The organism is Sphingobacterium sp. N143 (genome assembly GCF_030325625.1).
Lineage (GTDB): Bacteria > Bacteroidota > Bacteroidia > Sphingobacteriales > Sphingobacteriaceae > Sphingobacterium.
In genome coordinates this window covers 110,255-136,390 of record NZ_JACAIS010000005.1, presented here as the reverse complement: position 1 = coordinate 136,390, position 26,136 = coordinate 110,255, and the positions used below count along the sequence as shown (strand labels likewise).

Genomic DNA, 26,136 nt, shown 5'->3' with positions numbered 1-26,136 from the left:
GATCTTATAAGTGAATAACTTCACCATAAGCATCAGCACATGCTTCCATAATGGCTTCACTCATGGTTGGGTGAGGATGAATGGTTTTGATCATCTCATGTCCTGTCGTTTCCAATTTACGGGCTACAACCACTTCCGCGATCATTTCAGTTACATTTGCACCAATCAGGTGGGCTCCTAAAAACTCACCGTATTTAGCATCAAAGATAACTTTAACAAAACCATCTTTTGCTCCGGCAGCAGAAGCTTTTCCAGAAGCAGAGAACGGGAATTTCCCAACTTTGATTTCATAACCTGCCTCTTTTGCAGCTTTTTCTGTATATCCTACGGAAGCAATTTCAGGAGAGCAATAGGTACAGCCCGGGATGTTGTTATAGTCAATAGGTTCAACATGAAGGCCTTTGATTTTTTCAACACAAGTAATACCTTCGGCAGAAGCGACGTGCGCTAAGGCTTGACCTTTCACAATATCTCCAATAGCGTATACGCCTTCAATATTGGTTTTGTAGAAATCGTCGACAACAACACGTCCACGGTCGGTTTTTACACCGACTTCTTCTAAGCCTATATTTTCAATGTTCGGAGCAATACCAACCGCAGAAAGGACAACTTCAGCTTCGATCACTTCTGTACCTTTTTCAGTTTTGATGGAAACTTTGCTCAACTCACCTGAAGTATCCACAGATTGCACTTCAGATTTAGTCAGAATATTGATGCCTTGTTTCTTTAAGCTTTTTTCTAATTGTTTTGAAATTTCTTCATCTTCAACAGGAACGATTCTATCCATAAATTCGACGATGGTAACTTTGGTACCGATTGCATTGTAGAAATAAGCGAATTCTACACCGATAGCACCTGAACCTACTACCACCAAAGATTTTGGTTGTTTTGGGAGTGTCATTGCTTGGCGATAACCAATGATCTTTTTACCGTCTTGAGGTAAGTTGGGCAATTCACGAGAACGTGCACCTGTCGCCAAGATGGTATGTTTTGCCGAATATTCTTTGGTAGAACCATCTGCACCTTTTACATCGATTTTACCACCTTTTTTAATTTTAGCAGTTCCATTGATGACATCGATTTTATTCTTTTTCATCAAGAACTGAATACCTTTACTCATGCCTTCAGCAACGCCACGACTTCTTTTGACGATTGCTTCGAAATCAGCCTCACCACCTTGAACATTGATGCCGTAATCTGCGGCATGGTTTAAATATTCAAATACCTGAGCACTTTTTAATAATGCTTTTGTAGGGATACAGCCCCAGTTTAGACAGATTCCGCCTAATGATTCGCGTTCAATAATCGCTGTTTTGAACCCTAACTGAGCGGCTCTAATGGCAGCAACATACCCGCCTGGACCACTACCGATTACAATGATGTCGTAATTCATATAAATAAATATTCTGTAGTTGAGTGTTATAGCTTCAAATACCAAGGTATGTGAACCTTATATTCATTCAAAAGTACGTAATTTTTCTGATGAATCTGAACTATTTATTGTAAAATTGGCGGTTTTTAATAAAACGATGTCATTCTTGATACCTGAATGTCACGTCTTGGTAAAAGGGGTAAAAATAATGCATAAACAGTCATGAGAGTCTTATTTTTGAAGTTCACAATACACAGTTTATCATTATGTTAAGAATATTTAGACAGATTGCCCTGTGGGAAGCGATTTCCACGATTTGCTTATTTTTCATTGCCATGCCCCTGAAATATTTTGCGGGAATACCTGAGGCGGTAAAAATTGCCGGATCCATTCATGGCTTTTTTGTCGTGATTTTCGTTGTCATGCTGATCATGTGTACAGTGGAATATAAATGGCCTATCCTCCGGGCGATAAAGTACTTTTTGGTTTCTTTAGTCCCTGTATTTGGATTTTGGGTAGAATTGGATCTTAAAAAAGAGATCGAAGGAAAAAGACAAAAGTCTTAATATTGAATATTTAGATATATCCTAAAAAAACGGGGCGTGATAGTTAATTATCCCGCCCTGTTTTTTCAATGCCTGTATACGCATAAGTAATGCTATCTTTTCCATGTGGAATGGGATTTCCATCTTCGCCCAGGTTCACAAAAACTAACTTTTCAATGGAAAGGATGGTTTTTCTTGAAATTTTATTCCTGACTTCACAGCGCATGGTCAAGGATGTTGTTCCAAAATGGATAGCCTCAATCCCTAATTCCAAGATATCACCTTGCTTCGCTGAACTTACGAAATTTATTTCCGAGATAAATTTGGTGACTACTTTTGGATTTCCCAATTGGACAATGGCGTAGATCACAGCTTCTTCGTCGATCCAACGCAATAATGTTCCTCCAAATAATGTCCCATTGGGGTTAAGGTCTTCAGGTTTGACCCATTTTCTTGTATAAAAATTCATGGTGTATAGGTATTGATTGATGACAAAGGGGAAAAGCTTATTGTTCCCCTTTGTTTATAATATTGACCGACTAAGCGTGTATTGCTCTATTTGCGGTTGCTGCTAGGGCAGCTTCTTTGATCGCCTCTGTATAGGTCGGGTGTGCATGGCAGATACGTGCGATATCTTCAGCAGAAGCACGGTATTCCATGGCAACAGTTGCTTCACCGATCATGTCAGCTGCACGTGGACCAATCATGTGAACACCTAATACTTCATCTGTGGTGGCATCAGCCAATACTTTGACGAAACCATCTGTGTCACCTGATGCTTTGGCGCGGCCAGAAGCCTTAAAAGAGAATGATCCAGCTTTATATTTCACACCTGCTTCCTTAAGTTGTTCTTCCGTTTTTCCAACTGAAGCAACTTCAGGCCATGTGTACACAACACCGGGGATCAAATTGTAATCAATATGTGGTTTTTGTCCGGCGATATATTCAGCGACATATACTCCTTCGTCTTCGGCTTTGTGTGCTAGCATCGCACCAGCGACAACGTCACCAATAGCAAATACACCTTGTACAGGGGTTTCTAGGTGCGCATTAACAGGAATTTTCTTGCCTCTTTCTTCCAGGGTGATGCCTATGTTTTCTAAGCCCAAACCTTCAGAATAAGCAGTACGCCCAACGGCTACAATACAGTAATCTCCATCCAAAGTGATTTCCTGTCCTTTCGGATCTTCAGCTGTTACTTTAACTGTTTTGCCTTTGGCAGCAGCACCTGTTACTTTATGGCCCAAGTAGAACTCCATGCCCAGTGATTTTTTCAAAACACGTTGTAATTCTTTACCTAAACCCCCATCCATGGTTCCGATGATAGATTTAGCAAATTCAACGACAGAAACTTTTGAACCCAGGCGAGCATATACCGAACCTAATTCCAAACCAATAACACCACCGCCAATGACAATCAGATGTTTGGGAATCTCTTTTAAATTAAGGGCTTCAGTAGAAGTAATGATTCTCTTTTTGTCAATGGGCAAGAAAGGTAAAGCGGTTGGTTTTGAACCTGTGGCAATAATGATATTTTTTGCTGTGATTTGCTCTGTAGAACCGTCCTCTTTTGTTATTTTGATCGTGTTTTTGTCCACAAATGAACCCACACCTTGGAAACTGTCAATTTTATTTTTCTTGAACAAGAAAGTAATACCGGCAGTATTTTGGGCAATGACATCATCCTTACGGGCAATCATCTTTGCCATGTCTACTTTTAAGTCTTTTAAATTGATACCAAATGCATCAAAATTATGGGCTGCATTATGATAATGCTCCGATGAATCTAAAAGTGCTTTTGAAGGAATACATCCAACGTTAAGACAAGTACCACCAAATGTGCTATATTTTTCAATAACAGCTGTTTTTAATCCTAATTGGGCACAACGGATAGCTCCTACATATCCGCCTGGACCACTTCCGATTACAATTACGTCGTATTGCATTGATTACGTTTTAATTTTTTGTACCACAAATTTAATGATTATTAATGGGATAGGAAATCAAAACTTACGATTTGTGGCCGAAGAGGCTTACTTTACATTTTTTTGATAAAAGTCTTCGTTATCCGATTGGATAGACGAAAGAGAAGGGGAAATAAAAAAGGATATTCATTTTTTGAATACCCTTTTTATGTTCGATTACTCTGCAACAATTTTGCCTTGCATCACACCGTAGTGGCCAGGAAAGCTACAGATGAACGGATAAACTCCTTTTTCAAGTGTGAAAGTGATTTTATCTGTTTCTCCGGGACCTAATAATTTTGTATGGGAAATGATTGAAGACAGCGCTGATTTTGGGATATATTCATCCGCTGCTGCACCTGCTGCCTCAGCACCAAAAGTAGGAAGGTCCACACCCGGCTTTAGGATCACAACATTGTGCCCCATTGACTCTTTCGGCATGGTACCTGCATTTTTGAAAGATAATTCCACTGGTTCACCAGCTTTAACACGGAATAGATCTTTGTCAAATTTCATTTGATCATTACCTTCTAAAGATAAGCTGTTGGAAATAGCTACATTTTCTATTCCAGGGACTGTTTCTGTCGCTTGTTCTTCAGTTGAACTTGCTGATTCTGTACTAGCTGACTGGCCAGACTTCTCACTGTTTCCGCCACAAGATGCAATTGATAAGGCAACTGCAACTGCTGGTATCATAAAAAGTTTTTTCATTATTACGTTTTGTTAATTCTTTAAAATTAAGGATTTCATTGCGAAATAGAAAGTATCATTTCAATTTTGACAATAAACTACCAATTGTTTTGTATAATTTGATAGGATCAAAAGGTTTCCCCACAACTTCATTTGCTCCGGCGTCCAATGCTTCCTGTTGTTCAGCTTTTAATACCGAAGCCGAAATGGATATGATGGGCATGTTGGCAATCATGGGATCTGGATGTTGACGGATTTCCTTGATCGCTTCAAAACCACTCATCAGTGGCATATGGGCATCCATAAATACCAAGTCGATCTTTTTTCTATTGATCTCCTCTAAAGCGAGATGACCATTGGTGGCAAGAGTGATATCACAATTCCAGCTTTTTAGAATATTTGACAGCATAAAACTGTTCAACTCATTGTCTTCGGCAATCAGTACCATAGGTGAATCGAACTTTGGCAATTCGGTATAGAGCACCTGGACTTCCTTTTCAATAGGTTTGTCCGCTATTTTATCAAAGGCGCATTCAAAGGAAAACGTACTTCCTTTGCCGTAATCACTAGCAGCAAATACTTTTCCCTGGAGCAAAGCGGCAATGCGCTTGACAATGGCCAAGCCTAATCCAGTGCCACCAAATTTTTTGGTAATACTGTCTTCTCCCTGTTCAAAGGCAATAAATATCTTTTCCAGGGCATTTTCTGCGATACCTATACCCGTATCAACGACCTGAAAACGCAGGCAAATATGCTGGTCACTCTCTGATAACAATTGGATTTTTAAGCCTACCGAACCTACGGATGTGAATTTGAAACTGTTGGAAATAAAGTTGGTGAGTATCTGTTTCAGGCGCAGTGGATCCGTTAGAAAATAACTCGTAATACGTTCGTCCACATCGATGGAAAAATCAAGACCTTTGTGTCTGGCTTTGTCGATAAACAGATTGTTCAGGTCGTCTATAATGTCATATACGGAGGTGGATTCCATGGTGAGTTTCATCATGCCCGAATCGACTTTCGACAGATCTAATATATCATTGATAATGTTGAGCAGATTTTGTGAAGCGGAGTCCAGTTTATTGATCCAATTCTCCTGTTCGGCTGTGAGCTTGGAGTTCTTTAACATTTGGGTGATTCCCATGATCCCATTAATGGGGGTACGGATCTCGTGGCTCATGTTGGCCAGAAATGTCTCTTTTGACTTTCGGGCAAGATCAGCTTCTTCCTTTGCTTTGAGAATAGCCTGCTTCGATTCCTCGAGCTGTACGTTTTTGTCTTTGATTTCCTGTTGAATGAGGAGCTGCTGAACAAAAGATTTCACTTTGGCGATAGTCGCTTCAGGGTTGAGTGGTTTGTATAAGTAATCTACAGCACCACTGTTTAAGCCTTGAATAAGATATTTATCTTCCTTTGAGATCGCTGTTACCATGATCGGAATGATATGGTTTGTCTTTGGGTTTTCTTTTAAAAGGGTAACAAATTCAAAACCATTTATTTCGGGCATCTGAACATCGACCAAGGCTAAGTCAATCTCTTCTTTCCAACAAATTTTTAATGCTTCATTGGGATCTATACTACTCATTATATGGATATGTTCGATATCTTCGAGCAATGCTGTGAGACTGATAATATTTTCAATTTTATCATCGACGATCAATATGTTAATCTTCTTCATCATCTCAAATCTTAATACAATGTTAGGTTAATTGCATAATATAATCCTTTATTTCCTGAATGCTCAGGATTTTATCATGTGCATTCAGTTGTATGGCAGCTTCGGGCATGACCGGAACTTCAGCGGATAGCGGATCTTGTACAAAGGTTTTACCTCTATATTTTTTGATCATCAACAACCCCCGGGCCCCATCTTGATTAGCTCCTGAAAATAAAATAGCCGTGCAATTTTGTTGATAGATTTCAGCCGCAGATTCGAAAGTAACATCAATGGAAGGCCTTGAGTACTGGACAGGTTCAGAAATGTCTAATGAAAAACTATAATCAGGTTCCACGAGTAAGTGGTATCCTGCAGGAGCAAAATAGATTGTTCCATTTTCGATGTTTTCCTTGTCATCAGCAGTTTTTATTTTCTGTAGCATTACTTTGGACAATGTCTCTTCGATACTTGATGCGTATTTTGGATTTCGGTGAACAATGACGACAACCGGGATACGAATTGGACGTTCCAGTGACTTTAGGATGTTTAGAATAACGCTAAATCCCCCTGCCGATCCTGCCAATAAAAGAATCTTCCTTTCCATTTTCGTATTTAAGCTGTACCTAACCAATTTTCTGATAAATATTGTGTTTTTTGTTCACAATTTTAAATTTCGCTGCATGCTTATAGTTGATCAGCGATTCTTTAGATCCCAGGCATAAAAAACCCAGGTGACAAAGTGAATGATAGAACAGGTCCAGCACCCTGTCCTGAAGATCAGTATCAAAATAGATGAGTACGTTACGACAGGTGATCAGCTGAAATTCATTGAATACACCATCGGACACCAGGCTATGCATCGAGAAAAGAATATTCTTTTTGAGGCTGTTGTTGATCGTAGCGGCATTATACATCGCGGTATAATAATCCGACAATGAGCTTTTAGGGTCTGTCTTGATAAAGTTTTCAGAGTATTCCCGTACTTTTATCAATGAATAAATACCACGCTTGGCTTTTTCCAATACTTTTGAATTGATATCAGTGCCATAAATAAAAGACCGCTGGTAAATCTCGGCTTCCTTTAGTAAAATTGCCAAGGAATACACTTCCTCACCCGTGGAACAGCCTGCACTCCATAACTTAATATGTGGGTAAGTGGCTAAATAGGGAAATACATCTGTTTTTAATGCTTTATAGAATTCAGGATCCCTAAACATCTCAGTCACATTAACGGTAATCTCCTGCAAAAAATAAATACTGAACCCGGGCTGGTTTATGAGCTTGGCTTTGAGCCCGGACAAGTTGAGCTTGTTGAGCTCCATAATTCTGGTGACGCGCCTTTTTAATGATGATCGTGTATAGCCAGATATATCATAGCCATGGAGATTCTTGACAACAGTAATAATTTCCTCCAATTCCTCAAAAGTAATCATCGTTATTTTACGGGTTAGCTCAGCCATACGCGCATCAGGGATATCAGTTTGTCTACATCAACCGGTTTACTAATATAATCGTTTGCTCCTGCAGCAATGGTTTTTTCTCGGTCACCCTTCATCGCTTTTGCGGTAACAGCTATGATGGGAAGACCTGTAAATTTTTTGTTTGCTCTTATTTTTTCGATCGCTTCATATCCATCCATGACAGGCATCATAATATCCATCAGCACAATATCAATATGCGCATTGCGTTCCAGGATATCAAGCGCTTCTTGACCATTATTGGCAATTTCTATCTTCATATCATAGCTCTCAAAGACGGTACTAAGAGCGAAAATATTACGCATGTCATCGTCAGCCAACAGTACTGTCTTGGCTGACAGATTATTTTCAGCTAATAGTGATGAACCATTGGCCTGAAATGAATTGTATTCATTTTTACTGCTCCGGATTTTATTCAAGAATAAGTTGACTTCATCAATTAGCCGATTATTTGATTTGGCAGATTTCAATACCATGGCCTGGCTATGGTGTAAGATGTCTGAAGTTTGCTCAGGGCTCAGTTCCATGGCCGTATTTATGATAATCGGTAAATCTTTAAATTCATGATTTGATTTTATCTCATTGAGCAACTCAATCCCTGACCTGTCCGGAAGGTTTAGATCCATAATGATGCAATCGAATACCTTTTCCTTGGTTAAAAGGTCAAGCGCCTGTTTGGCATCGAAAGCCTGAAATATTTGAATATGCTGCTCCTCCAGCGATTGTTTGATGAAATCACTCTGGATCTCCTGGTCTTCCACCAACAGAATTTTTTTCAGTGGATGATCTGTTGAAGCCTTAATTTTCAAAAAAGTCTCCGCTAAAGATTCTTCGGAGACGGGTTTGGACATAAAACCAATGGCACCAGCCGATATGGGTTCATCATGGAGAAAGGTGCCAGCAGACATCATATGGACAGGGATATCTTTGGTAAGAGGAGTCTTTTTTAGATTGCGCAGCACTTCCCATCCATCCATCTTCGGAAGCATAATATCCAATATAATGGCTGCGGGCATTACATGCTGAGCTTTCATTAAACCATCCTGTCCATCATAGCTAATGAAAACCTCATAACCATTCTGAATAGCGTAATCCTTAAGAATGTCAGCAAAGATAAAATCATCCTCGATAATGAGCAGCTTATTGTTTTTATGCTGATGATCCACCGCGACCACTTTTTTATTTGTGGAATTCACTAAAGGCGGCGTGAAGGTGGAAATGTTTTTGTCTGCCGAAACAGACTCTTCAGTCGTGTTTTCCAAGCTTTCTTCTAGCGGCAAACTGAAAATAAAAGTACTACCTTCCCCAACTTTGCTGGATAAGGTAATTTTGCCTTTTAATAAATTGGCTATTTCACGACATATGGACAAGCCAAGCCCTGTGCCGCCATATTTACGACTTGTAGAACCATCTTCCTGTTTAAATGCATCAAAGATAAGTTCTTGTTTCTCAGGTGAGATGCCTATGCCATTATCATGAACGGTAAAATAAAGCTGCTTGTCTTGAAGGCTTATTTTTAAGGAAACCTTCCCCTGTTCACCCGTAAATTTAAAAGCATTGGATAATAGGTTTTTTAGCACCTGCTGGATTCGCTGCTCATCGCCGATAAATTCTTTAGGGAAAAATTCGTCAACTTCTGTACTAAAGAGGATGTGTTTTGATGCTGCGGTATCGCTGAAGAAATCCTGGATGTAATTGATGAGGGCTGCAGTGTCGATATAATCCTTGTGAACTTCAACCTTCCCGGATTCAATTTTTGCCAGATCCAATAATTCATTGATCAAATGGAGTAGATCAGATCCCGCACTGTGGATAACAGTAGCGTACTTGACCTGATCGCTATTGAGATTTTTCTTTTTGTTGTCTTGCAGTAATTTGGCCAGAATGAGTATACTATTGAGAGGAGTACGCAATTCATGACTCATATTGGCCATAAATTCAGATTTGTACTTGCTGGATAGTTCGACTTCTTCTATTTTTTGTGCGATCGCTAAACGTGCTTTTTCAAGGTCCTCGTTCTGGGCAAAAAGTAATCTTGCTTTTTCGTCCAATTCATTGTTGGTCTGAATCAATTCCTCTTGTTGTACCCTAAGCTCTTCCTCTGAAGCTTCTAATAGATGTGTCTTGTGGATCAACTCCTCATTGGTGGTGCGTAGTTCCTCTTGTTGTGCTTCAAGCTCCTCCGTCTGTTGTTGGAGCTCTTCATACAGGTCGGCCAGTTTGCCATGGGTCTGGGCAACCTTAAGAAGGACAGCAATATTACCTTTTACCTTATCCAGGAAATTGAAACGCAATTGTTCGGTTTTCTCGTCAACGATTGGGCAGCATATTTCCATTATGCCCACACATTGATCTTCATAAGTAAAAGGAATGATATAGATCTCTGTTTCAATACGGCTTGTAAGTGATGTCTCTAGCAGGAGATATTGGTGATCGACATCTCTGATTTTTAATACTGATTGTCTATTGACCACTTCACCCAGGAGTCCATCAGCTTCTTTAAACATTTTCTTGATTTGTTGGGTGGATGAAATCCCGATCTTGTGACAGAGTTGATATTCCTGATAATTGTCGTCAAAAATATAGACTGTTCCGCCCAATGCTTTTGTTGTATCTGCGATGGAACATAGGCTGATTTCAGCGATTTTCTTAGCGGTATAATCTCCTCGTAATTGCTCGTCGATGTGATTAATGGCATTTAAAATCCAATTATCACTATTGGTTTGATGCTGTAAGAGTTGAAGTTGCTCATGAGATTCCTGCTGGCTTTTGACGGTCGTTCTTAAGACTTTTGAAATAGAAAAAATTTTAGCAAGAATGTAGAAAAATCCGCTTAAACCGATGGCTATAAAAAGATAAGCGATATTTTGTGCCCGTTGAAGGTCATTTCTTGACTTCTCCAGCAGATCAGCTCGTTGACTTAATAAATCTTGGGACAGGATATCAATTTGGTTTAAGATCGCGGCTTTTTGCTCGTGAATATATCGAGCAGTTTGATTTGATCTGACATATTCCATATCCTTTTCGAAATTATAGAATAAGGTGATCTCTTTGCGTAAAATTGTTAAGGATTGTGTTGGAACAGTATAAAGTTCATCCCTTACATGTAACGATGCCAATAGTTTATCCGTTTCTTTTTGCTCTTGCTGATAGGGAATAAACAGTGTAGCATCCTTTTTTGTAAAATAATCAAGTTTAATGTCATTGACATGGTCGATGTTAGACCTAATATCATTGATGATATTAAATCTATCTTCGGCAATGCGAACAATGTCCCGCTCATGATCAAGAATATTGTGCAGCGAGATAAAAAAGTAGAGAGCAGAAAGAAAAATAAGAGAAAAAGAAAATATCACTCCTATGGTAATTTGCTTTCTATAATTTTTTCGATCCATGTGAGAATATGTTTAGTGAATTTTGACCGCTAAAAATATCGTGTATTTTAGTGATAATTCTTTTGATATGACCAAGAAAAAAAGATAAGGTAAAATAACAAAAAAACTTGCTATTCCTAAAATAATGAAAAGTAGGGACTGGCGCAAGGTAATGTGTTACTGTAAGATAGATTAAGAGCTTGAACCGCGACGCTTCATAAAAACAAAACCCTGATGATGGGCACCAGGGTTTGTTACTAACCAATTATAAACCTAAATTATGAAAAGACTTTTTAATGGGCCCCAAACGCATGTTAGTTGCCTCCTTTTATGCTTGAAAAACTAAAATGATTGTTTTTGTAATCTTACACAACTTTCAATAAGATATGTTGTTTGAAAGTATGTTGTTAGTGTTTTCATAGCGAGATAACCTTTAATTATCTTCTACAAAGATACAGTAAATACCAAGTTCCCTCCAAATATTTTTTGCAATAAGTTGCTAATACAACTATGTTGTGACATATAAATGATATTTTGGCTTAAATGAATAATTAAATGACACAAATAGTTTATTTGCCCTGATTTCTTGATGCTCGCATTATTAACTGAAATGCCTTATTTTTACAAAAATATATTTCGATGGTATTGACAGAGTTTAAATTAATCAAAGGATTTGTATTGGATGTCGACGGCGTGTTGACCGATGGCACAGTGCAGGTAAATGAAGGCGGGGAGCAGCTGCGAACGTTTAACATCAAGGATGGGTATGCGATGCAGCTAGCTATCAAGAAAGGTTATCCCATCTTTATCATTACTGGTGGGGCTTCACAGGGAGTAGAACGGCGGTTGCAGGGACTTGGTATTAAAGAGATTCATTCCAAAGTTGTCGACAAACTCTCAACGATGAAAGCTGTTGCCCAAGCGTACGATTTGGATCTGAATCAATTGATGTATATCGGTGATGATATTCCTGATTTTAGCTGTATGAGAGCAGTAGGGCTTGCTGTTTGTCCTGCAGATGCTGTAGAGGATATCAAGAAAATCTCACATTACGTTTCCGGTTTTAACGGTGGAAAAGGTGTTGTGCGCGAACTTATTGAGAAGGTCTTAAAAGTACAGGGAAATTGGTACGGAGACGAAACGATAAGGAGTATTTAAAGGTTTAAACAAGAATAGCCGGTTAAACAAAAAATAAAAATGTTGAAGAATTTAAAAAATATTAAGGTCATCTTAGGATCTCAATCTCCTCGTAGAAAACAGCTATTAAAGGAAATGGGGATTGAGTTTACGGTAGAAGTCAGGGAAACCGATGAATATGTAGATCCTAAGCTTTCCGCTCAGGAAGTTGTCCGTCAGATTGCCCTCAATAAAGTCGAGGTATTTGGAGACAAATCTGATAGTTTGGTCATCTGTGCCGATACCGTTGTTGTTTCCGGTAAAGGTGAAATCTTGGGAAAACCCAAAAGTGCAAAGGAAGCTATGCTGACTTTGGAAAATTTATCTGGAGAGCCACATGTGGTGCTGACTGCAGTGGCGATGCTTTGGAGAGGAGTGGTGCGTTCTTTTGTGGAAACAACGACAGTCTATTTTTATCCCTTGGATCCTGATGAAATAGACTATTATGTGACTAATTTTTCCCCCTTAGATAAAGCTGGCTCTTATGGTATCCAGGAATGGATTGGTTTGATTGGAATTGAAAAGGTCGAAGGAGAATATAATACTGTTGTTGGTCTTCCAACAGCTAGATTGTATCAGGAGTTGAAAAAGATACATTAAAAAGGTGGTCATTGACCACCTTTTTAATAATTGCTTTTGAACTAGTTGTAGTAAAAGTTGCTATTTTATAAAATAGCGAACCCCTGTATAAAACATGCGCCCAGTTAGTGGCCCCCAGAGTAGGGAGGTGTCAAAATAGTTTCCAAAGGGCTGGTCTGCAGCTAGGATTGGTGTTTTTTGGAAATAGTTTGACAGATTTTCACCACCAACGTATACTGTAAAGTTCTTATCCTTGCCAAAAGCTTTACTGATTTGAGCATTCATTGTTGCATAAGTGTTTGACGTCGCTGGCATTTGATATTCGACCGGATTTTCAATGGTCGAAGGAATACGTTTCGATCCCACGACATTCAGGGTATAGTCTAAACTCCATCCTGAATGGTGATTGTAAGCAAGGTTAACAAAACCACGGTGCTTTGCCAGAAGTGGTTTGGTTTTTCTTCCACTTTCAAAGTCAGTTTGTACGTCTAAGAAGCGATAAGCCATCCGCGCCTCAAAATGCGGTGCCGGCATAAAACGAAATTCCGTCTGTAAACTATTGGAAAAAGATTTCCCTGTTAGGTTATAGAAGCTGATTTCTCTTGGGTTTTCGTAATCCACCACGACCTGATTGGAGAAACTATTGTGGAAAAATTCAATTGAAGCGGAGGCTTCTCTTCCGAATATGCGGATATTCTGATCTATGGAGATGCCACTGTTCCAGGAAACTTCAGGTTGTAAACCGTATGCTTTGTCGTAAGTATCCGATGAACGGATAAGCAATTGTCTGCTACTGGCCAGGACAGCCGTGTTTTCGGCGAATATGTTTGCTGTGCGTTGCCCTCTTCCAGAGCTCGCACGGATTGTTGTCCCTGCAATCGGAGCATATCGTATGTTCAGGCGCGGTGTGGTAAACCAGCCGTACAGCGAGTTGTAATCCTGACGGAGGCCTACCACTGCATCAAATTTTTCCGATGGACTGTAGGTATATTCTGCGAATGCACCTGAAACCACCTCTTTGCGTTTGAAATTTTGATCTTTTAGGTACCACTCATCGTAGTTATCGTAGTTGATCGATGCCCCCACGCGGTATTTGTGGGCCACCGTGCCGATGATATCCTGAAACAATAGGTTCGCGTAACCATTTTGTTGTTCGGAATCGTAATTATTTAATCCGAAATAACTTTTTTGATTATAGTTGGACCCTGCAAGCTGTAAGCCGATGCTACGATGCTTATTTTCAGGGAAAACATAGCCGATTTTTGCAAAACCTTCAATCCGTTCGATATCAAATCCTAGTCCATAACGATTTGTGGTGCCCTTGTCTGTTTTTTTGTTAAAGTCGACCTGCCCACCGGTACGGTCATCGTTTAAATATTTTACACCAAATTGTACCATCAGACCTTTACCATTTTCATATAACCATCGGTTAACGCCGGAGAAGAGGTTTCCGACCGGAATATCTCTAAATCCATTGTGGCTAAAATTCATGGACTTATTGTACATAAAATTGTCGTGCAAAAGTACCGATGTAGACCAGTGATGTCCTATTTTTTGTGACAGATTAAGATTGACATCCGTCCGTCCCATGTTGTTGGCATAGGCATTAAAAAATAGCCTTTCCGAATTTTGTGGTTTTTTCAGTTCAACATTGATCTGCCCCGCCATATTTTCGAATCCATTAGCGACGGAACCAACACCTTTAGCGATCTGGATAGACTCTATCCAAGTACCTGCAATGGAATTTAATCCAAGTGGCGAGGCCAAGCCTCGTGGGCCGGGCAGGTTCTCAACGGTCAATTGTGTATAGATGCCACTAAGACCTAGCATTTGAATCTGTTTACTGCCTGTTACGGCATCGGCACTGACGACATCAACTGAAGCGTTCGTTTCAAAGCTTTCACTTAAATCACAACAAGCTGCTTTAAATAATTCTTTTCCTGTAAGGACTTCCAATCGGGCTGGTGTCATCCGGTCGATGTAATTTGAGCGGCGTGTTCCTTTGACCTCAACCTCCATAAGGACATTTCCTTTGGCAGTAATCATGACGACCTCGTGAAGATCAGTGACGGTAATCGTGTCAGGCTGCATGCCGACATAACTGACAACCAGCTTGTTAAAACCTTCTTTGTGTGCTATCTTAAAGACACCATTTTCATTGCTTTTCGCATTTTTGGTGGGAAGATTGGCCCAATGTACATTGGCACCAATGATAGGTTTTAGATCTCCTTTTTCATTTTCTTCAACTACCACACCCGTAACTGTATGTGGGTGGTTATGACTGTCACCTTCAGTGGTGGATAGTGCTTTTTTGTCTGGAACTTTTCCATCCACAAGCCTTGGGTACATACAACATTCATGAAGCTTGGAATAAGATTCTTCACTGGCAACCAGGTTTTCCACATCGTGGCCTGCTTCAGCAATATTCTTTTTGATGGTTTCCAGGTTAACCTTTGCCGCATCATAGGTGAGCTGTAATAAATTATCACTTGCATTCCAAACAGCATGCTCCACACCGGTTACTTTAGCTGCGGTTTCAATTCTCTTTTTACACATGGCACAATTGCCAGCAACAGTGAGGGTTCTTGTACTGTCCACTTGCGCTTGCACAAATGCCAGCGAAAATAATAAGAGCAGGGTCGTTATATATATTTTCTTTAAAATTTGATTCATAGTTTTTTAATCATGTACGGCCTAAAAAAAATCGTGCATAGCATCTATAGTCGATGATGAAATCATCGCTTTTCATTGAAAATTAAAAAAGAAAGAAATCAAATTCTAAAATTCTGATTCAGAATAAATACAGGTGGGTTATATCGTTTTGTGAACGAGCTTTCATTTAATTTTAAATCGGAAGAGCCATCCTCTTCTGCCGAAAAATGATAGTAATTAAGGATCCAATGGAGTGTAATTACCGCCGGAGACAAGCCATTGAAATCAAGGTGCTGAGAAACCCTGTTGAAATGATCAACCTTTTGGGCTTCTACCCGAACATCTTTACAGTTGCCTGTTTCATGACAATGTTTTCGCTGTTCCTTATCTGGCTTGGAACATAAGGGGCAAGCTATATGCTGTTCTTGGGATAAGGACACACTTTGTGCTTGACCCTGGCAAAAATGTAAATGCAATGAGGCACCACTTGCTGCGAGCAAATAGAAAAATAAGCCGATAAACAGTGCGATCTTTCTCATTTCCACAAATGTAGAAAAATTTTATTTTTTTTTGTTGTAATATTTTGGATAAATGTTATAACTTGTACATGACAAATGAAAAACCAAAAATACCATTATTATGTGTCTATTATTTATTAGTCCCATCAGCTTATATCTGCTAGCCATGTTTCTGATTCTTGGCGCAGTGCTCTTGTACAAAGGGTTCAATCATATCGTTCGCCGCATACAGGAGTAGCTGGTAGAAATAATGGAGTTATTTCATCATAACTCCATCCATATTCTTAGTCTTTAATTGACTTTATAAACTCCGGGATTTTTTCCAGATAGTCCTGTTCATTTAATCGTTTTACAAAAGCACTACCGATGATCGCACCTGTGGTATAGGTACTTGCTTTCTGAAAGGTTGCTTTATCGGAGATTCCAAATCCCACAATTAGCGGATTTTTCAATTGCATATCGTGAATGCGTTTAAAATAAGCATTGGTATTTTCTCCAACATCAAGTGTTTTCCCTGTCGTTGCGTTTGAAGATAACAAGTAGATAAAACTATTGGAAAGGTTATCTATTTTTCTGATGCGTTCTTCAGAGGTCTGCGGTGTAACAATGAATATATTGGCAAGGCCATTTTTTTCGAATATTTCTTGGTAGAGTTCTTCGTATTCATACATCGGTAAGTCTGGTATAATTACGCCATCGACACCTGCATTTTTACAGGCTTCACAGAACTTTTCTACACCAAATTGGAGTACAGGATTTACATAACCCATCAAAAAGACCGGAATGCTAACCTGTTCGCGCAGGTGACGGAGCTGTTCAAATAATATAGTTAAAGTCATTCCATTGCCAAGCGCAACCTCTGAGCTATGCTGGATGACAGGGCCATCTGCTACAGGATCTGAATAAGGGAAGCCAATTTCGAGAAAGTCGGCACCAGCATCCTCCAATTTTTTGGCTATATGGAGTGTACTGTCCAAGTCAGGGTAGCCAGCAGTAAAATATATCGACAGAAGCGGAGTTTCTTCTTTTTTTTCAATTTTATTCATGAGTTAAAAATCAAAGTATTTCATATAATTGTCCAAATCCTTATCGCCACGTCCGGATAAACAGACCACAACGGTTTCATCACCTTTAAATGGAATTTTCTCCAAATAAGCCAAGGCGTGCGAACTTTCGATCGCGGGAATAATACCTTCTAGCCTTGTGAGCTCCAGCCCGGCATGCATCGCTTCATCATCCGTAATACTGACATAATTACCTCTTCCAGATTTGAATAACCAAGCATGCTGAGGACCTATTCCTGGATAGTCGAGCCCAGCAGATATGGAATACGGTTCTATCACTTGGCCATCTTCCGTTTGCATCAAGATTGACCGGCTTCCGTGTAATACGCCTTCTTTTCCTAAGGCCGTTGTGGCTGCCGATTCACCGGAATCTACTCCGTGTCCTGCTGCTTCGACAGCATATAGTTTGACTGATTCATCATCCAGAAAATGATAGAACATCCCAGCAGCATTAGAACCTCCGCCCACACAAGCCAATACGATGTCGGGATTTTCTCTACCTGTTTTTTCGAGTAGTTGTTTTTTTGTTTCTTCCGAAATAATTGACTGAAAACGGGCAACCATATCGGGGTAGGGGTGTGGACCGACTACCGATCCGATGATATAATGCGTGTCAACAGGATTATTGATCCAGTCACGAAGAGCTTCATTGGTGGCATCTTTTAAGGTCTTGGAACCAGAAGTAGCTGCAATGACTTCAGCCCCCATCATTTTCATGCGGGCGACATTGGGTGCTTGCCGCTGTATATCAATCTCGCCCATGTATACGGCACACTGTATTCCTTTCAGTGCGCACACGGTAGCTGTTGCCACCCCATGTTGTCCGGCGCCAGTCTCTGCAATGATCCGTTTTTTTCCCAAGCGTTCTGCCAAAAGAATCTGGCCTATTGTATTATTGATCTTGTGGGCTCCAGTGTGATTGAGATCTTCCCGCTTTAAGTAGATCGTAGCACCATATTTTTCAGACAAACGTCTCGCGTGATATAATGGGGAGGGGCGGCCAACATAATCACGGAGCAGTTGATTGAATTCCTCCTGAAAACTTTTTTCTGCCATGATTTTGAGATATTCTTCACGCAGCTCTTGGACATTGGGATAGAGCATCTCAGGGATATAAGCACCTCCAAATGGGCCATAATATCCTTTTTCATTAACTTGATATATACTCATTTTATAATACTATTTATGCTATGGGTTAATAGATTGATATCTTTTAATCCGGGTTCTATTTCAAATTTTGAATTTAAATCCAAGGCGTATAGCCTGGGATCATTTATTGCTAAGGCTTGTTGGATATTGTCCGCATCCAAACCTCCACTGAGAAAATACGGATCTTCTAGCTTATACTGATTCAGTTGAGACCAGTCAAAGGCGACTCCCGTGCCGCCATAGGAACTGCTTTTTGTGTCAAACAAAAAATAGTCAATGATACCCGTATAAGGGTTTAATATAGACCAATCAAAGTCATGGTCGATGCCGAAGGCTTTGATAAGGGGCAAGTTGGTCTGCCTGCTTAATTGTTTACAAAATTCGGGACTCTCATTTCCGTGCAATTGGATCATATTGAGATTGAATTCATCAATTTTTGTACAGATCTCCGTTAAGTCCGCATTCACAAAAACACCAACTTTTATTGGTTGTTTTAGGCTGCCAATATATTGTTTGGAATCATGTCCTACATACCGCTTGGACTTATCATAAAATATGAAACCAATAAAGTCCACATCAAGTGAAGAAACAGCAGCGATATTGTCTGGGTACTTTAGACCACAGACTTTAACTTTGATTACCATATTATTGTTTGATTATCTTTTGGAAACTTTGCAGTGCCTTCCCGTTTAGGAGAGATTCCTCCGCCTCATAGAAACAGTCACCAAAGGATTTTTCCGGATGGAATGTTTTTATGGCAAAAGCGGCATTCGTCAGTACAACATTATTTTGGACATCAGTACCGCTGTTGTTCAATATCGCTAAAAATGTCTGTGCAGCTTCGGCGACTGTATCTCCACCCGCCAGCTCCTGAGGATGTATTGGCGTAAAACCCAACTCTTCCATGCTGTAGTAGTTTTCGCCCTGATTGTTGATCACCTTGAAATCTCCGGTCATCGATATCTCGTCATAACCATCCAGGGCATGAATAATAGCATAATGCTTTTCGGTATGCTGATAGAGGTAACCATAGAGCCGGGCCAATTCTAGGCTGAATACCCCCACAGATTGAAATTTAGGGTTAGCCGGATTTGTCAGTGGGCCTAACATATTGAAAAATGTTTTCACTCCTAAAGCACGACGAATGGGGGCAACAGTTTTCATCGCCGGATGAAACAATGGGGCATGGAGGAAACATATGTTTGCTTCATCAAGCTGTCGCTGCAAGGTAGTTTTGTCATTGCTGAACTGATAGCCTAAATATTCCATTACATTGGAAGATCCACAGCTCGAGGATACACCGATGTTACCATGTTTTGCCACTTTGTAGCCTGCACCAGCTGTGATGAAGGATGCAATCGTTGAAATATTGAAGGTGTTTTTACCATCTCCTCCAGTGCCGCAAAGATCAATTAAATCGTAACCATTGAAATCAAGCTGGAGGCACAGATCATACATGGCATCTCGGAAACCACCCAACTCCTCTACCCGAATGCTCCGCATGCCATAGGCAGTCATGAAAGCTGCAATTTGATGACTGTCGTATTTACCTTTGGCAATGTTTGTCAAAATCTCATAAGCCTCTTGCCGTGAGAATGTTTTGTATTCAAATAAATGAGCTAAAATTTCTTTCATGGTATTTTAAATAAAAAAAGGGCTTACCTTATTGGCAAGCCCATCATATCTTGATGTATATCAAATAATGCAATAGGAGTTTGCCACAACGTTATTCGTCATGCCACCACCAAGCTTTATTTAATATAGTTGCTATCATTTGTTCTTTGTTTTTACAAATATGGCTGATAGAATTTTAAAATGCAAGTGTTTTTATTGAAAAAATTTTAAAAAACCACCTAAGTGTTTAAATAGCGTAAGGATAAATGGAATATCTACCTTGTAGATCAGCTTATGCTCCGTAAAGGTATTTATACCTGAAGGATTAATAAAAGACAAAATGGGCCTGATTATTCCCTTTTGAGACTAAGGTAACCGAAGCTATTTTTTTGTCTTGAATGACTGCCGCAAAAACAAAGCGCTTGAGGTATCGAACAAAATAAACCTGTTTGGGATCGATTCCTTCAAGGTCAATATCATTTGTTTCCCTTCGTCCAGCCTGCATAAAATTGATGTACTCGAATTTTCCGATATCTTTACTTTGTACATTGATGCGTATCTCATCAATGCTGGCCAAAAGATATTCCTGTAGATCAGCATCAAGATTCTTTGCTGTCAGCAGATCCTGACTTAAAATAACGTCAGTCGCCAATTCCGTATCATTTAAGCGAAGGACAAAGTTTTTTAAGACGTTGACATGTTCATCTGCCTCCAATGTTTCTTGAGCAAATATAGGTGTGAGCATGAGCGTACTGACTATTGTTAATAACAATAACTTTATTTTTATCTTCATACGCATAAGACTAGTCTATGATGAAATAGATTAATTTCCAGAAGTAAAATCTACATGAAAAGCTGTGCCAAGGGACCTGAACCGATGGGATGGAAGAAGTTTGCAGAAAAAAAAACGCCTTTGACCAAAGGCGTTTTTTATTTCTAGTATTCATCTTCATTGAAGAAGAAGTCATCTTTTGTTGGATAGTCGGGCCAAATTTCTTCAATATTTTCATATGGCTCACCGTCATCCTCAAGAGATTGTAAGTTTTCAATCACTTCAACTGGTGCACCCGAACGAATAGCGTAATCGATTAATTCATCTTTTGTTGCTGGCCATGGTGCATCTTCTAGATGCGAAGCTAATTCTAATGTCCAATACATATAAAAACAATTTAAGTTCTCTATTTTCGCAAAACTATCAATTAATTTAACTTAAGCAAGTAAATTGCCTGTTATTTTTGTGTAAATAATGTAATTTATTGATTATTAATGAAATAATATTTTATATATTCTCAAAGTCGCTTCCTTTTTCATTTAAGGCATTCAGGCGTGGGGATACAGATTTGATATCTGGATTAGGGTAATCATCTTCAATCAGACCATCCCGCATGCGTACGATGCGGTGGGCGTGTAAGGCGATATCCTCTTCGTGCGTGACTAAGATAATGGTGTTTCCTTTGGAGTGGATCTCTTCCAGCAGCCCCATAATTTCGATGGAGGTCTTGGTATCCAGGTTACCTGTTGGTTCATCGGCGAGGATAATGGAAGGGTCATTGATCAATGCTCTGGCGACAGCTACGCGCTGGCGCTGTCCCCCTGATAGCTCATTTGGTCTATGGTCCATACGGTGCCCAAGGCCGACACTTTCCAGGGCAGCAGTGGCCTTTTCTTCACGTTTGATTTTGCTATGGCCAGCATAGATTAACGGAAGTGCAACATTCTCCAGCGCAGTACTTTTGGGCAGCAAGTTGAATGTTTGAAAGACAAAGCCTATTTCCTTATTTCTTACTTCGGCGAGTTCATCATCGGACATGTCGCTTACGTTAATCCCATTGAGGATATACTCCCCCCGACTGGGTGTATCTAAACAGCCTAAGATATTCATTAAGGTCGATTTTCCAGATCCCGAAGGCCCCATGAGTGCCACAAACTCCCCTTTATGGATGTTGAGTGTAACAGAACTGAGTGCATGGATTGTTTCCGAGCCAATCTGGTACTCTCGGGCAATATCCTTAATTTCGATTAATATCTTTGCTGACATATTTTTTGGATGTTCTCTGGGTCATGAAAATACGATTTATTCTTCATAATCCAATAGGAATGCATTTTGTCGTATACAATTTTCTCCAATGCTGCGGTATTGTGGTCATCAAAATCTTCCGTCTCTATAGGGCTAAAAACATGTATTTTGACGATACCAGGATGCGAACCTCTTTTTGCACCATCATCAAAAAAGATATCCCAGGCATTCTCAATGACAATAGGTACAATGGCAACGTTGTTTTGGACAGCAATCCGAAATGCCCCGGATTTAAAAGGATGTATCTGTGGGGGAAAACTGTCATCAATTTTTCCTTCGGGAAAGATGACGACGCTTCGCCCATTTTGAACAAGCTCATTTGCCCGTTGAAAGGCTTTGAATGATGAAATCTTACTTTTTCTAGTGACAGGGATATCGATGGTTTTAAAAAAGATGCGGGTTACTGGATTCTTTAACAGGGAGGCTTTTCCAATAAATGAAAAAGGAAGTGGACAGAGGTAAGTCAGTGCAGTGATATCGAGGACTGAAGTATGATTGGGACATAGGACCATGGGACGGTCCCATGGCAATGCTGATTCATAGGTAACCTTAAAAAATATTCCTGCCAGTGCTGATCCACCTACTGAAACCCATCGCCGCATGCGTGCGATTCGGGCATAGTTTTTTTCCGGATCCTGAGCTAAAAGATAGATGTAAGGAAAGAAGAGGACAAAAACGAGTAGAACGCTTATAAAATACCAATAACGATGGAGTTTTTTGAGCAATAGAACCATACAATCCAACTAATTTTGACCTAAAGTAAAAAAAGAAAATGGATAATTAATTATCCATTTTCTTTTTAGTCTATCGTAAAACCGTATTTTTTGTAGATCTGTTTGGCGGTTGGGGAATCCATAAATTTAAGAAAATCATCAGCAGCCTGGCCATGAGGGGCATTTTTGAGCTTTGCAGCGACATAGGTGGCCGTTGTATTCTGCTCAGTTGGGATATTGACTGCTTCGACAGGGTGACCAATCAATTTCTGGTAGACCACCTCAGATGTCCAGACAGGTGCAGCGTCGGCTTCTCCATATAGGATACGCATAGGGCTTTCCCGATGATGTATCTTTGTGAGGTAAGTGCTGCCATCTTTTACCTTATCTTCCATTATTCTTGTGACAAGTTGCTCGCCACCAGCTTTTTTATAAGATGCTTTGATCTGCTCACCTATACCTTCCCATTGTGGGTTGGGCATGCTGACCCGGACTCTGGGCTTACCAAGATCATTTAACGTCCTGATATTTGCAGGGTTTCCCGCCGGAATCATCAAGCATATATTGTTATGGCAATAGACCTGGGTATGACTAAAATAATCATCCATTTCACTGATGGCCCGTTTACTTGCGGTATAAATGTCAGGTTTATGCGTAATACGCAGATTGCCCACAGTGATGGAACCACCTTTGATCTGTTTAGCCAAAATACCCGGCGGCAATGTTTCCACAAAGATACGTTCATATTGTGGATATTCTTTTTTGAACGAAGTGAGCAGGTCATCAACGACCATGAATTGATTGCCCGCGAAGAAAATCGTCAACTGAGGATCTTCAATGTCGCCATATAAGTCTGGAATATTATCGATCCCTGGTACTGTAAAATTAAGAGCCGATGCTGGAGGACTGTTCCACGGCGGGTCAAAGCGATGTTCCTGTGCCTTGCCCTGTTGGAAGGCAAATACCGTGATGACCAGGCTAAGTATGCTAAGTTTATTCATATTTATCTTGTTGTCAGTGATGATTATGGTTTGACAATGACCCAGCCTTCGTTCGCCCTAAGTATCAATTCCCCATTGCCACTGGGAACATAGCCTATGAAGTCAAATAGCTCTTCCTTTGCAATATGTTTTTCCTCTAATGTGTTGAGACATTGTGCGACGATGACTCCTTTCTCAACCAGCTCGCGTAAGGGTTGTTGGTATTGGCTGTTCTTTTTTAAATAAGCCTCTGTACCGCCTGAAAAAGCTACCAGTTCAATTTGTAAATGACCTTTTAGCCTGGGGTCTTTTAAGACATTATTGATGTTTCGGATAGCCTTCTCAATTGTTTTAGGATCGTTACTATCCAATTGATAAATTGCCTTGTAGGCTTTTTTTTGTGCTACAGCACCTGTATATTGACGGTTTTGCAGCAATAATTTATTGTCTTGTGCTTTAGCTCCAAGGGTGGCTATTGCGACAAGGAGGCAGGCAATTGTCAGTTGTTTTTTCATCACTTTAAAAATTATAAGGTCCGTGTTTGTGTTGTTCTAAACTAATATTATCCGCATAAGGTGGGTACGGACTATCCTTTGGTTTTTTATGTAAATTGGGATAGTCAAGTTCCTTGTTTGCTTTTTTTGGTCGGTCAAAAGAATTGATGTAGGCCGCCACGTCATAAGCTTCATCATCACTGAGCTGTGGTGCATCATAAGTTGCGCCTAGGGGCATATTGGCTTTGATAAAGCGGGCCGCAGTCAGCAGACGGGCCATACCGGCCCCATCATTGTAACTATCTGCTCCCCATAAAGGCGGGTATAGGTATCCCTTGCCTTCGGGCTGCCGCATTCCCTGTCCATCTTTTCCATGACAGCTGGTACATTTGCCCTCAAAGACCAACTGGCCATGTTTTAGGTCGGCGGCTCGTTTAGGGACATCGAGTTTTATAAAACCTTGTCCCTCCAGTCGGCCTTTATTGACTGTATTTATACTGATATTTTTGATGTAAGTAACGATAGCACGCATTTCCCTGCTATTTTCTGGAATCGCACGGCCGTTCATACTTCTTTCAAAGCAACCATTGATCCGCTCTTCCAGTGATTCAATTTTGTTTTCACGACCGATATAAGTGGGGAAAACATTGATCAGCCCAACATAGGGTGCAGCAAAGGCCTTCGTGCCACCATTGAGATGGCAGCTTCCACAGGCTAGTCTGTTCCCAATCTTTACCTCACCATCGTAAAAATACTCGTAGGTGTTTTTGATGAGCTTTTCGCCGTAGCTTGCCATTTCACCCTCGGCATTGTCTCCAAAAGAAATCTCTTTGAATTGTGATACATGACTGATCAGTGAATCACCAACAACAGTGGAAGAATCCGAAGAATTGTCTGCGCTATGTTTGAGTGGGAATACACAGAGTGTAGCACAGGTAATGACCAAGGCAACAATAATCCAACTTAAGGCTTTTAAATAATTTGTTAGTTTTTTTAATTCCATACCACTGATTCGTTTGTACAAATCTACCCGCTAAAGAAGATGGATTAAAACGAAGTTTACTTATGAGTTATAACCAAATGTTATACCTTGGCATGCTGGCGGAGGCAAAATTGCAGAAATTGATTCGGGGTACCTGTAAGCCCACCATAAAGATGCGTGAAATGAAAATAACGCTCAATGCTTAATTGTGGGATATCGACAATGGTAAGTTGATTGTTCAAGACTTCTTTCTGGATGGTATGGATGGATAAAAATGCAAAGCTGTTGCGGTGGACCAAATAGCCTTTGATACTTTCTGTAGAGGGAAGGATCATGTCTATTTGGATTTCAGAGAGGTTGATCCGGTGGTCTTTTAACGTATTTTCAATAATTGTCCGGGTACCCGAACCTTGTTCTCGGAGAACTAATGGCAAAAGCAAGATATCCGATAGCATAGGCTTCTTCAGCTGATTTAAAAGGGGGTTATTGCTATTGGTGACCAAAACGAGTTCATCCTTCATGAAAGGGATATATTTTAGAGCCCTATTGTCCGTAGAGCCTTCGGTGATGCCCAGGTCCAAGGTCTTGTCTATCAGCTGTTCTTCAATACTTCGGCTATTGGATTGAAAGGATTGAATTCGGTTGTTTGGATATTGGGCCAGAAAACCCGCAAGTAATGTAGGTAGCACATATTGAGATATCGTTGTGCTGGCGCCCAGGACAAGATTTCCCTTGCGCCCTAGCTGCAATTCCTGGATCTCCTGTCCGGCTTGGTTGTAGAGATTAATGATCTGCTGCGCATATTTATGGAGTATCTGACCTGATTCCGTCAGATTGAGGTTATTGCCCTTTCTTTCAAAGAGAGGTATGCCGAGTTTTTTTTCCAGTTCTTGGATATTTTTACTCACCGCAGGCTGGGAGATAAAGAGTGCCGAAGCAGTCTTGGTAAAATTAAGATGTTGTGCTGCGGTATAAAAAACAAGTAAACGAAAGTCAAAATCCATAAAAATATAAAGGGTTATTTCTAAAATTTAAAAATAACCCTTTAAGTATAGAAA

General features: G+C 40.1%; 25 protein-coding genes. 3 read left to right on the top strand and 22 right to left on the bottom strand.

The features are described 5' to 3' along the window. Window positions 1-4 precede the first annotated feature (4 nt). Entirely contained in the window at window positions 5-1,393 is a 1,389-nt protein-coding gene (gene lpdA, locus HX021_RS11570) for a dihydrolipoyl dehydrogenase (RefSeq protein ID WP_286590483.1), read from the bottom strand. A gap of 245 nt (window positions 1,394-1,638) precedes the next feature. On the opposite strand from lpdA (HX021_RS11570), the gene HX021_RS11565 reads away from it, so the two are divergent. Beyond that, window positions 1,639-1,938, top strand: coding sequence for a DUF3817 domain-containing protein (locus HX021_RS11565; RefSeq protein WP_286590481.1), 300 nt, complete (start codon window positions 1,639-1,641; stop codon window positions 1,936-1,938). A 43-nt stretch (window positions 1,939-1,981) separates the two neighbouring features. Here the strand turns inward: HX021_RS11565 and HX021_RS11560 are convergent, their stop codons facing one another. The 7 genes from HX021_RS11560 to HX021_RS11530 all read right to left on the bottom strand — a co-directional run bounded on the left by HX021_RS11560 (window position 1,982) and on the right by HX021_RS11530 (window position 11,101). Next, on the bottom strand, window positions 1,982-2,386 hold the full coding sequence (locus tag HX021_RS11560; RefSeq protein ID WP_286590479.1) for an acyl-CoA thioesterase: 405 nt from the start codon (window positions 2,384-2,386) through the stop codon (window positions 1,982-1,984). Window positions 2,387-2,456: 70 nt separating this feature from the next. After that, window positions 2,457-3,863 (bottom strand): dihydrolipoyl dehydrogenase, encoded by a 1,407-nt coding sequence (lpdA, locus tag HX021_RS11555; protein WP_286590477.1) that lies wholly within the window; start codon window positions 3,861-3,863, stop codon window positions 2,457-2,459. A 195-nt stretch (window positions 3,864-4,058) separates the two neighbouring features. Next, entirely contained in the window at window positions 4,059-4,592 is a 534-nt protein-coding gene (locus tag HX021_RS11550; RefSeq protein ID WP_286590476.1) for a plastocyanin/azurin family copper-binding protein, read from the bottom strand. 55 nt (window positions 4,593-4,647) lie between these two features. Then, window positions 4,648-6,252, bottom strand: a complete 1,605-nt coding sequence (locus HX021_RS11545; RefSeq protein ID WP_286590474.1) for a hybrid sensor histidine kinase/response regulator — start codon at window positions 6,250-6,252, stop codon at window positions 4,648-4,650. Between the two features lie 19 nt (window positions 6,253-6,271). Beyond that, entirely contained in the window at window positions 6,272-6,832 is a 561-nt protein-coding gene (locus HX021_RS11540) for a chemotaxis protein CheB (RefSeq protein ID WP_286590473.1), read from the bottom strand. 19 nt (window positions 6,833-6,851) lie between these two features. Next, window positions 6,852-7,688, bottom strand: a complete 837-nt coding sequence (locus HX021_RS11535; RefSeq protein ID WP_286590471.1) for a CheR family methyltransferase — start codon at window positions 7,686-7,688, stop codon at window positions 6,852-6,854. Next, window positions 7,676-11,101, bottom strand: coding sequence for a GAF domain-containing hybrid sensor histidine kinase/response regulator (locus tag HX021_RS11530; protein WP_286590470.1), 3,426 nt, complete (start codon window positions 11,099-11,101; stop codon window positions 7,676-7,678). Before HX021_RS11530 ends, HX021_RS11535 begins: the two co-directional genes overlap by 13 nt. Window positions 11,102-11,719: 618 nt before the next feature. Here HX021_RS11530 and HX021_RS11525 point away from each other — a divergent pair. Both HX021_RS11525 and HX021_RS11520 read left to right on the top strand, forming a co-directional pair. Continuing rightward, the gene (locus tag HX021_RS11525; RefSeq protein ID WP_286590469.1) at window positions 11,720-12,238 is read left to right on the top strand and encodes a KdsC family phosphatase; all 519 of its coding nucleotides are present in this window, start codon (window positions 11,720-11,722) and stop codon (window positions 12,236-12,238) included. A 39-nt stretch (window positions 12,239-12,277) separates the two neighbouring features. Continuing rightward, complete coding sequence (locus HX021_RS11520; RefSeq protein WP_286590467.1) at window positions 12,278-12,856, top strand: Maf family protein; 579 nt, start codon at window positions 12,278-12,280, stop codon at window positions 12,854-12,856. Window positions 12,857-12,916: 60 nt separating this feature from the next. Here the strand turns inward: HX021_RS11520 and HX021_RS11515 are convergent, their stop codons facing one another. The 14 genes from HX021_RS11515 to HX021_RS11450 all read right to left on the bottom strand — a co-directional run bounded on the left by HX021_RS11515 (window position 12,917) and on the right by HX021_RS11450 (window position 26,082). Continuing rightward, window positions 12,917-15,508: a TonB-dependent receptor domain-containing protein gene (locus tag HX021_RS11515; RefSeq protein ID WP_286590465.1), complete on the bottom strand. Its 2,592-nt coding sequence runs from the start codon at window positions 15,506-15,508 to the stop codon at window positions 12,917-12,919. Window positions 15,509-15,606: 98 nt separating this feature from the next. Then, the gene (locus HX021_RS11510; protein WP_286590464.1) at window positions 15,607-16,026 is read right to left on the bottom strand and encodes an HYC_CC_PP family protein; all 420 of its coding nucleotides are present in this window, start codon (window positions 16,024-16,026) and stop codon (window positions 15,607-15,609) included. A gap of 263 nt (window positions 16,027-16,289) precedes the next feature. Continuing rightward, window positions 16,290-17,051, bottom strand: a complete 762-nt coding sequence (gene trpA, locus HX021_RS11505; protein WP_286590463.1) for a tryptophan synthase subunit alpha — start codon at window positions 17,049-17,051, stop codon at window positions 16,290-16,292. A gap of 3 nt (window positions 17,052-17,054) precedes the next feature. Then, window positions 17,055-18,239, bottom strand: coding sequence for a tryptophan synthase subunit beta (gene trpB / locus HX021_RS11500; protein WP_286590462.1), 1,185 nt, complete (start codon window positions 18,237-18,239; stop codon window positions 17,055-17,057). Continuing rightward, window positions 18,236-18,862 (bottom strand): phosphoribosylanthranilate isomerase, encoded by a 627-nt coding sequence (locus HX021_RS11495; RefSeq protein WP_286590461.1) that lies wholly within the window; start codon window positions 18,860-18,862, stop codon window positions 18,236-18,238. Before HX021_RS11495 ends, trpB begins: the two co-directional genes overlap by 4 nt. Window position 18,863: 1 nt before the next feature. Beyond that, entirely contained in the window at window positions 18,864-19,853 is a 990-nt protein-coding gene (gene trpD, locus HX021_RS11490) for an anthranilate phosphoribosyltransferase (RefSeq protein ID WP_286590460.1), read from the bottom strand. Window positions 19,854-20,157: 304 nt separating this feature from the next. Further along, window positions 20,158-20,625 (bottom strand): hypothetical protein, encoded by a 468-nt coding sequence (locus HX021_RS11485; RefSeq protein WP_286590459.1) that lies wholly within the window; start codon window positions 20,623-20,625, stop codon window positions 20,158-20,160. Window positions 20,626-20,768: 143 nt separating this feature from the next. Further along, window positions 20,769-20,990 (bottom strand): DUF2795 domain-containing protein, encoded by a 222-nt coding sequence (locus HX021_RS11480; protein WP_028072584.1) that lies wholly within the window; start codon window positions 20,988-20,990, stop codon window positions 20,769-20,771. 121 nt (window positions 20,991-21,111) lie between these two features. Then, window positions 21,112-21,870, bottom strand: a complete 759-nt coding sequence (locus HX021_RS11475; RefSeq protein ID WP_286590458.1) for an ABC transporter ATP-binding protein — start codon at window positions 21,868-21,870, stop codon at window positions 21,112-21,114. After that, complete coding sequence (locus tag HX021_RS11470; protein WP_286590457.1) at window positions 21,852-22,643, bottom strand: lysophospholipid acyltransferase family protein; 792 nt, start codon at window positions 22,641-22,643, stop codon at window positions 21,852-21,854. The genes HX021_RS11475 and HX021_RS11470 overlap by 19 nt, the downstream gene beginning before the upstream one ends. Window positions 22,644-22,708: 65 nt before the next feature. Further along, window positions 22,709-23,623 (bottom strand): substrate-binding domain-containing protein, encoded by a 915-nt coding sequence (locus HX021_RS11465; RefSeq protein ID WP_286590456.1) that lies wholly within the window; start codon window positions 23,621-23,623, stop codon window positions 22,709-22,711. Window positions 23,624-23,646: 23 nt separating this feature from the next. Beyond that, window positions 23,647-24,117 (bottom strand): DsrE family protein, encoded by a 471-nt coding sequence (locus HX021_RS11460; RefSeq protein WP_286590455.1) that lies wholly within the window; start codon window positions 24,115-24,117, stop codon window positions 23,647-23,649. Window positions 24,118-24,121: 4 nt separating this feature from the next. Then, window positions 24,122-25,099: a c-type cytochrome gene (locus HX021_RS11455; protein WP_286590454.1), complete on the bottom strand. Its 978-nt coding sequence runs from the start codon at window positions 25,097-25,099 to the stop codon at window positions 24,122-24,124. 80 nt (window positions 25,100-25,179) lie between these two features. After that, on the bottom strand, window positions 25,180-26,082 hold the full coding sequence (locus HX021_RS11450; protein WP_286590453.1) for a LysR substrate-binding domain-containing protein: 903 nt from the start codon (window positions 26,080-26,082) through the stop codon (window positions 25,180-25,182). Window positions 26,083-26,136 lie beyond the last annotated feature (54 nt).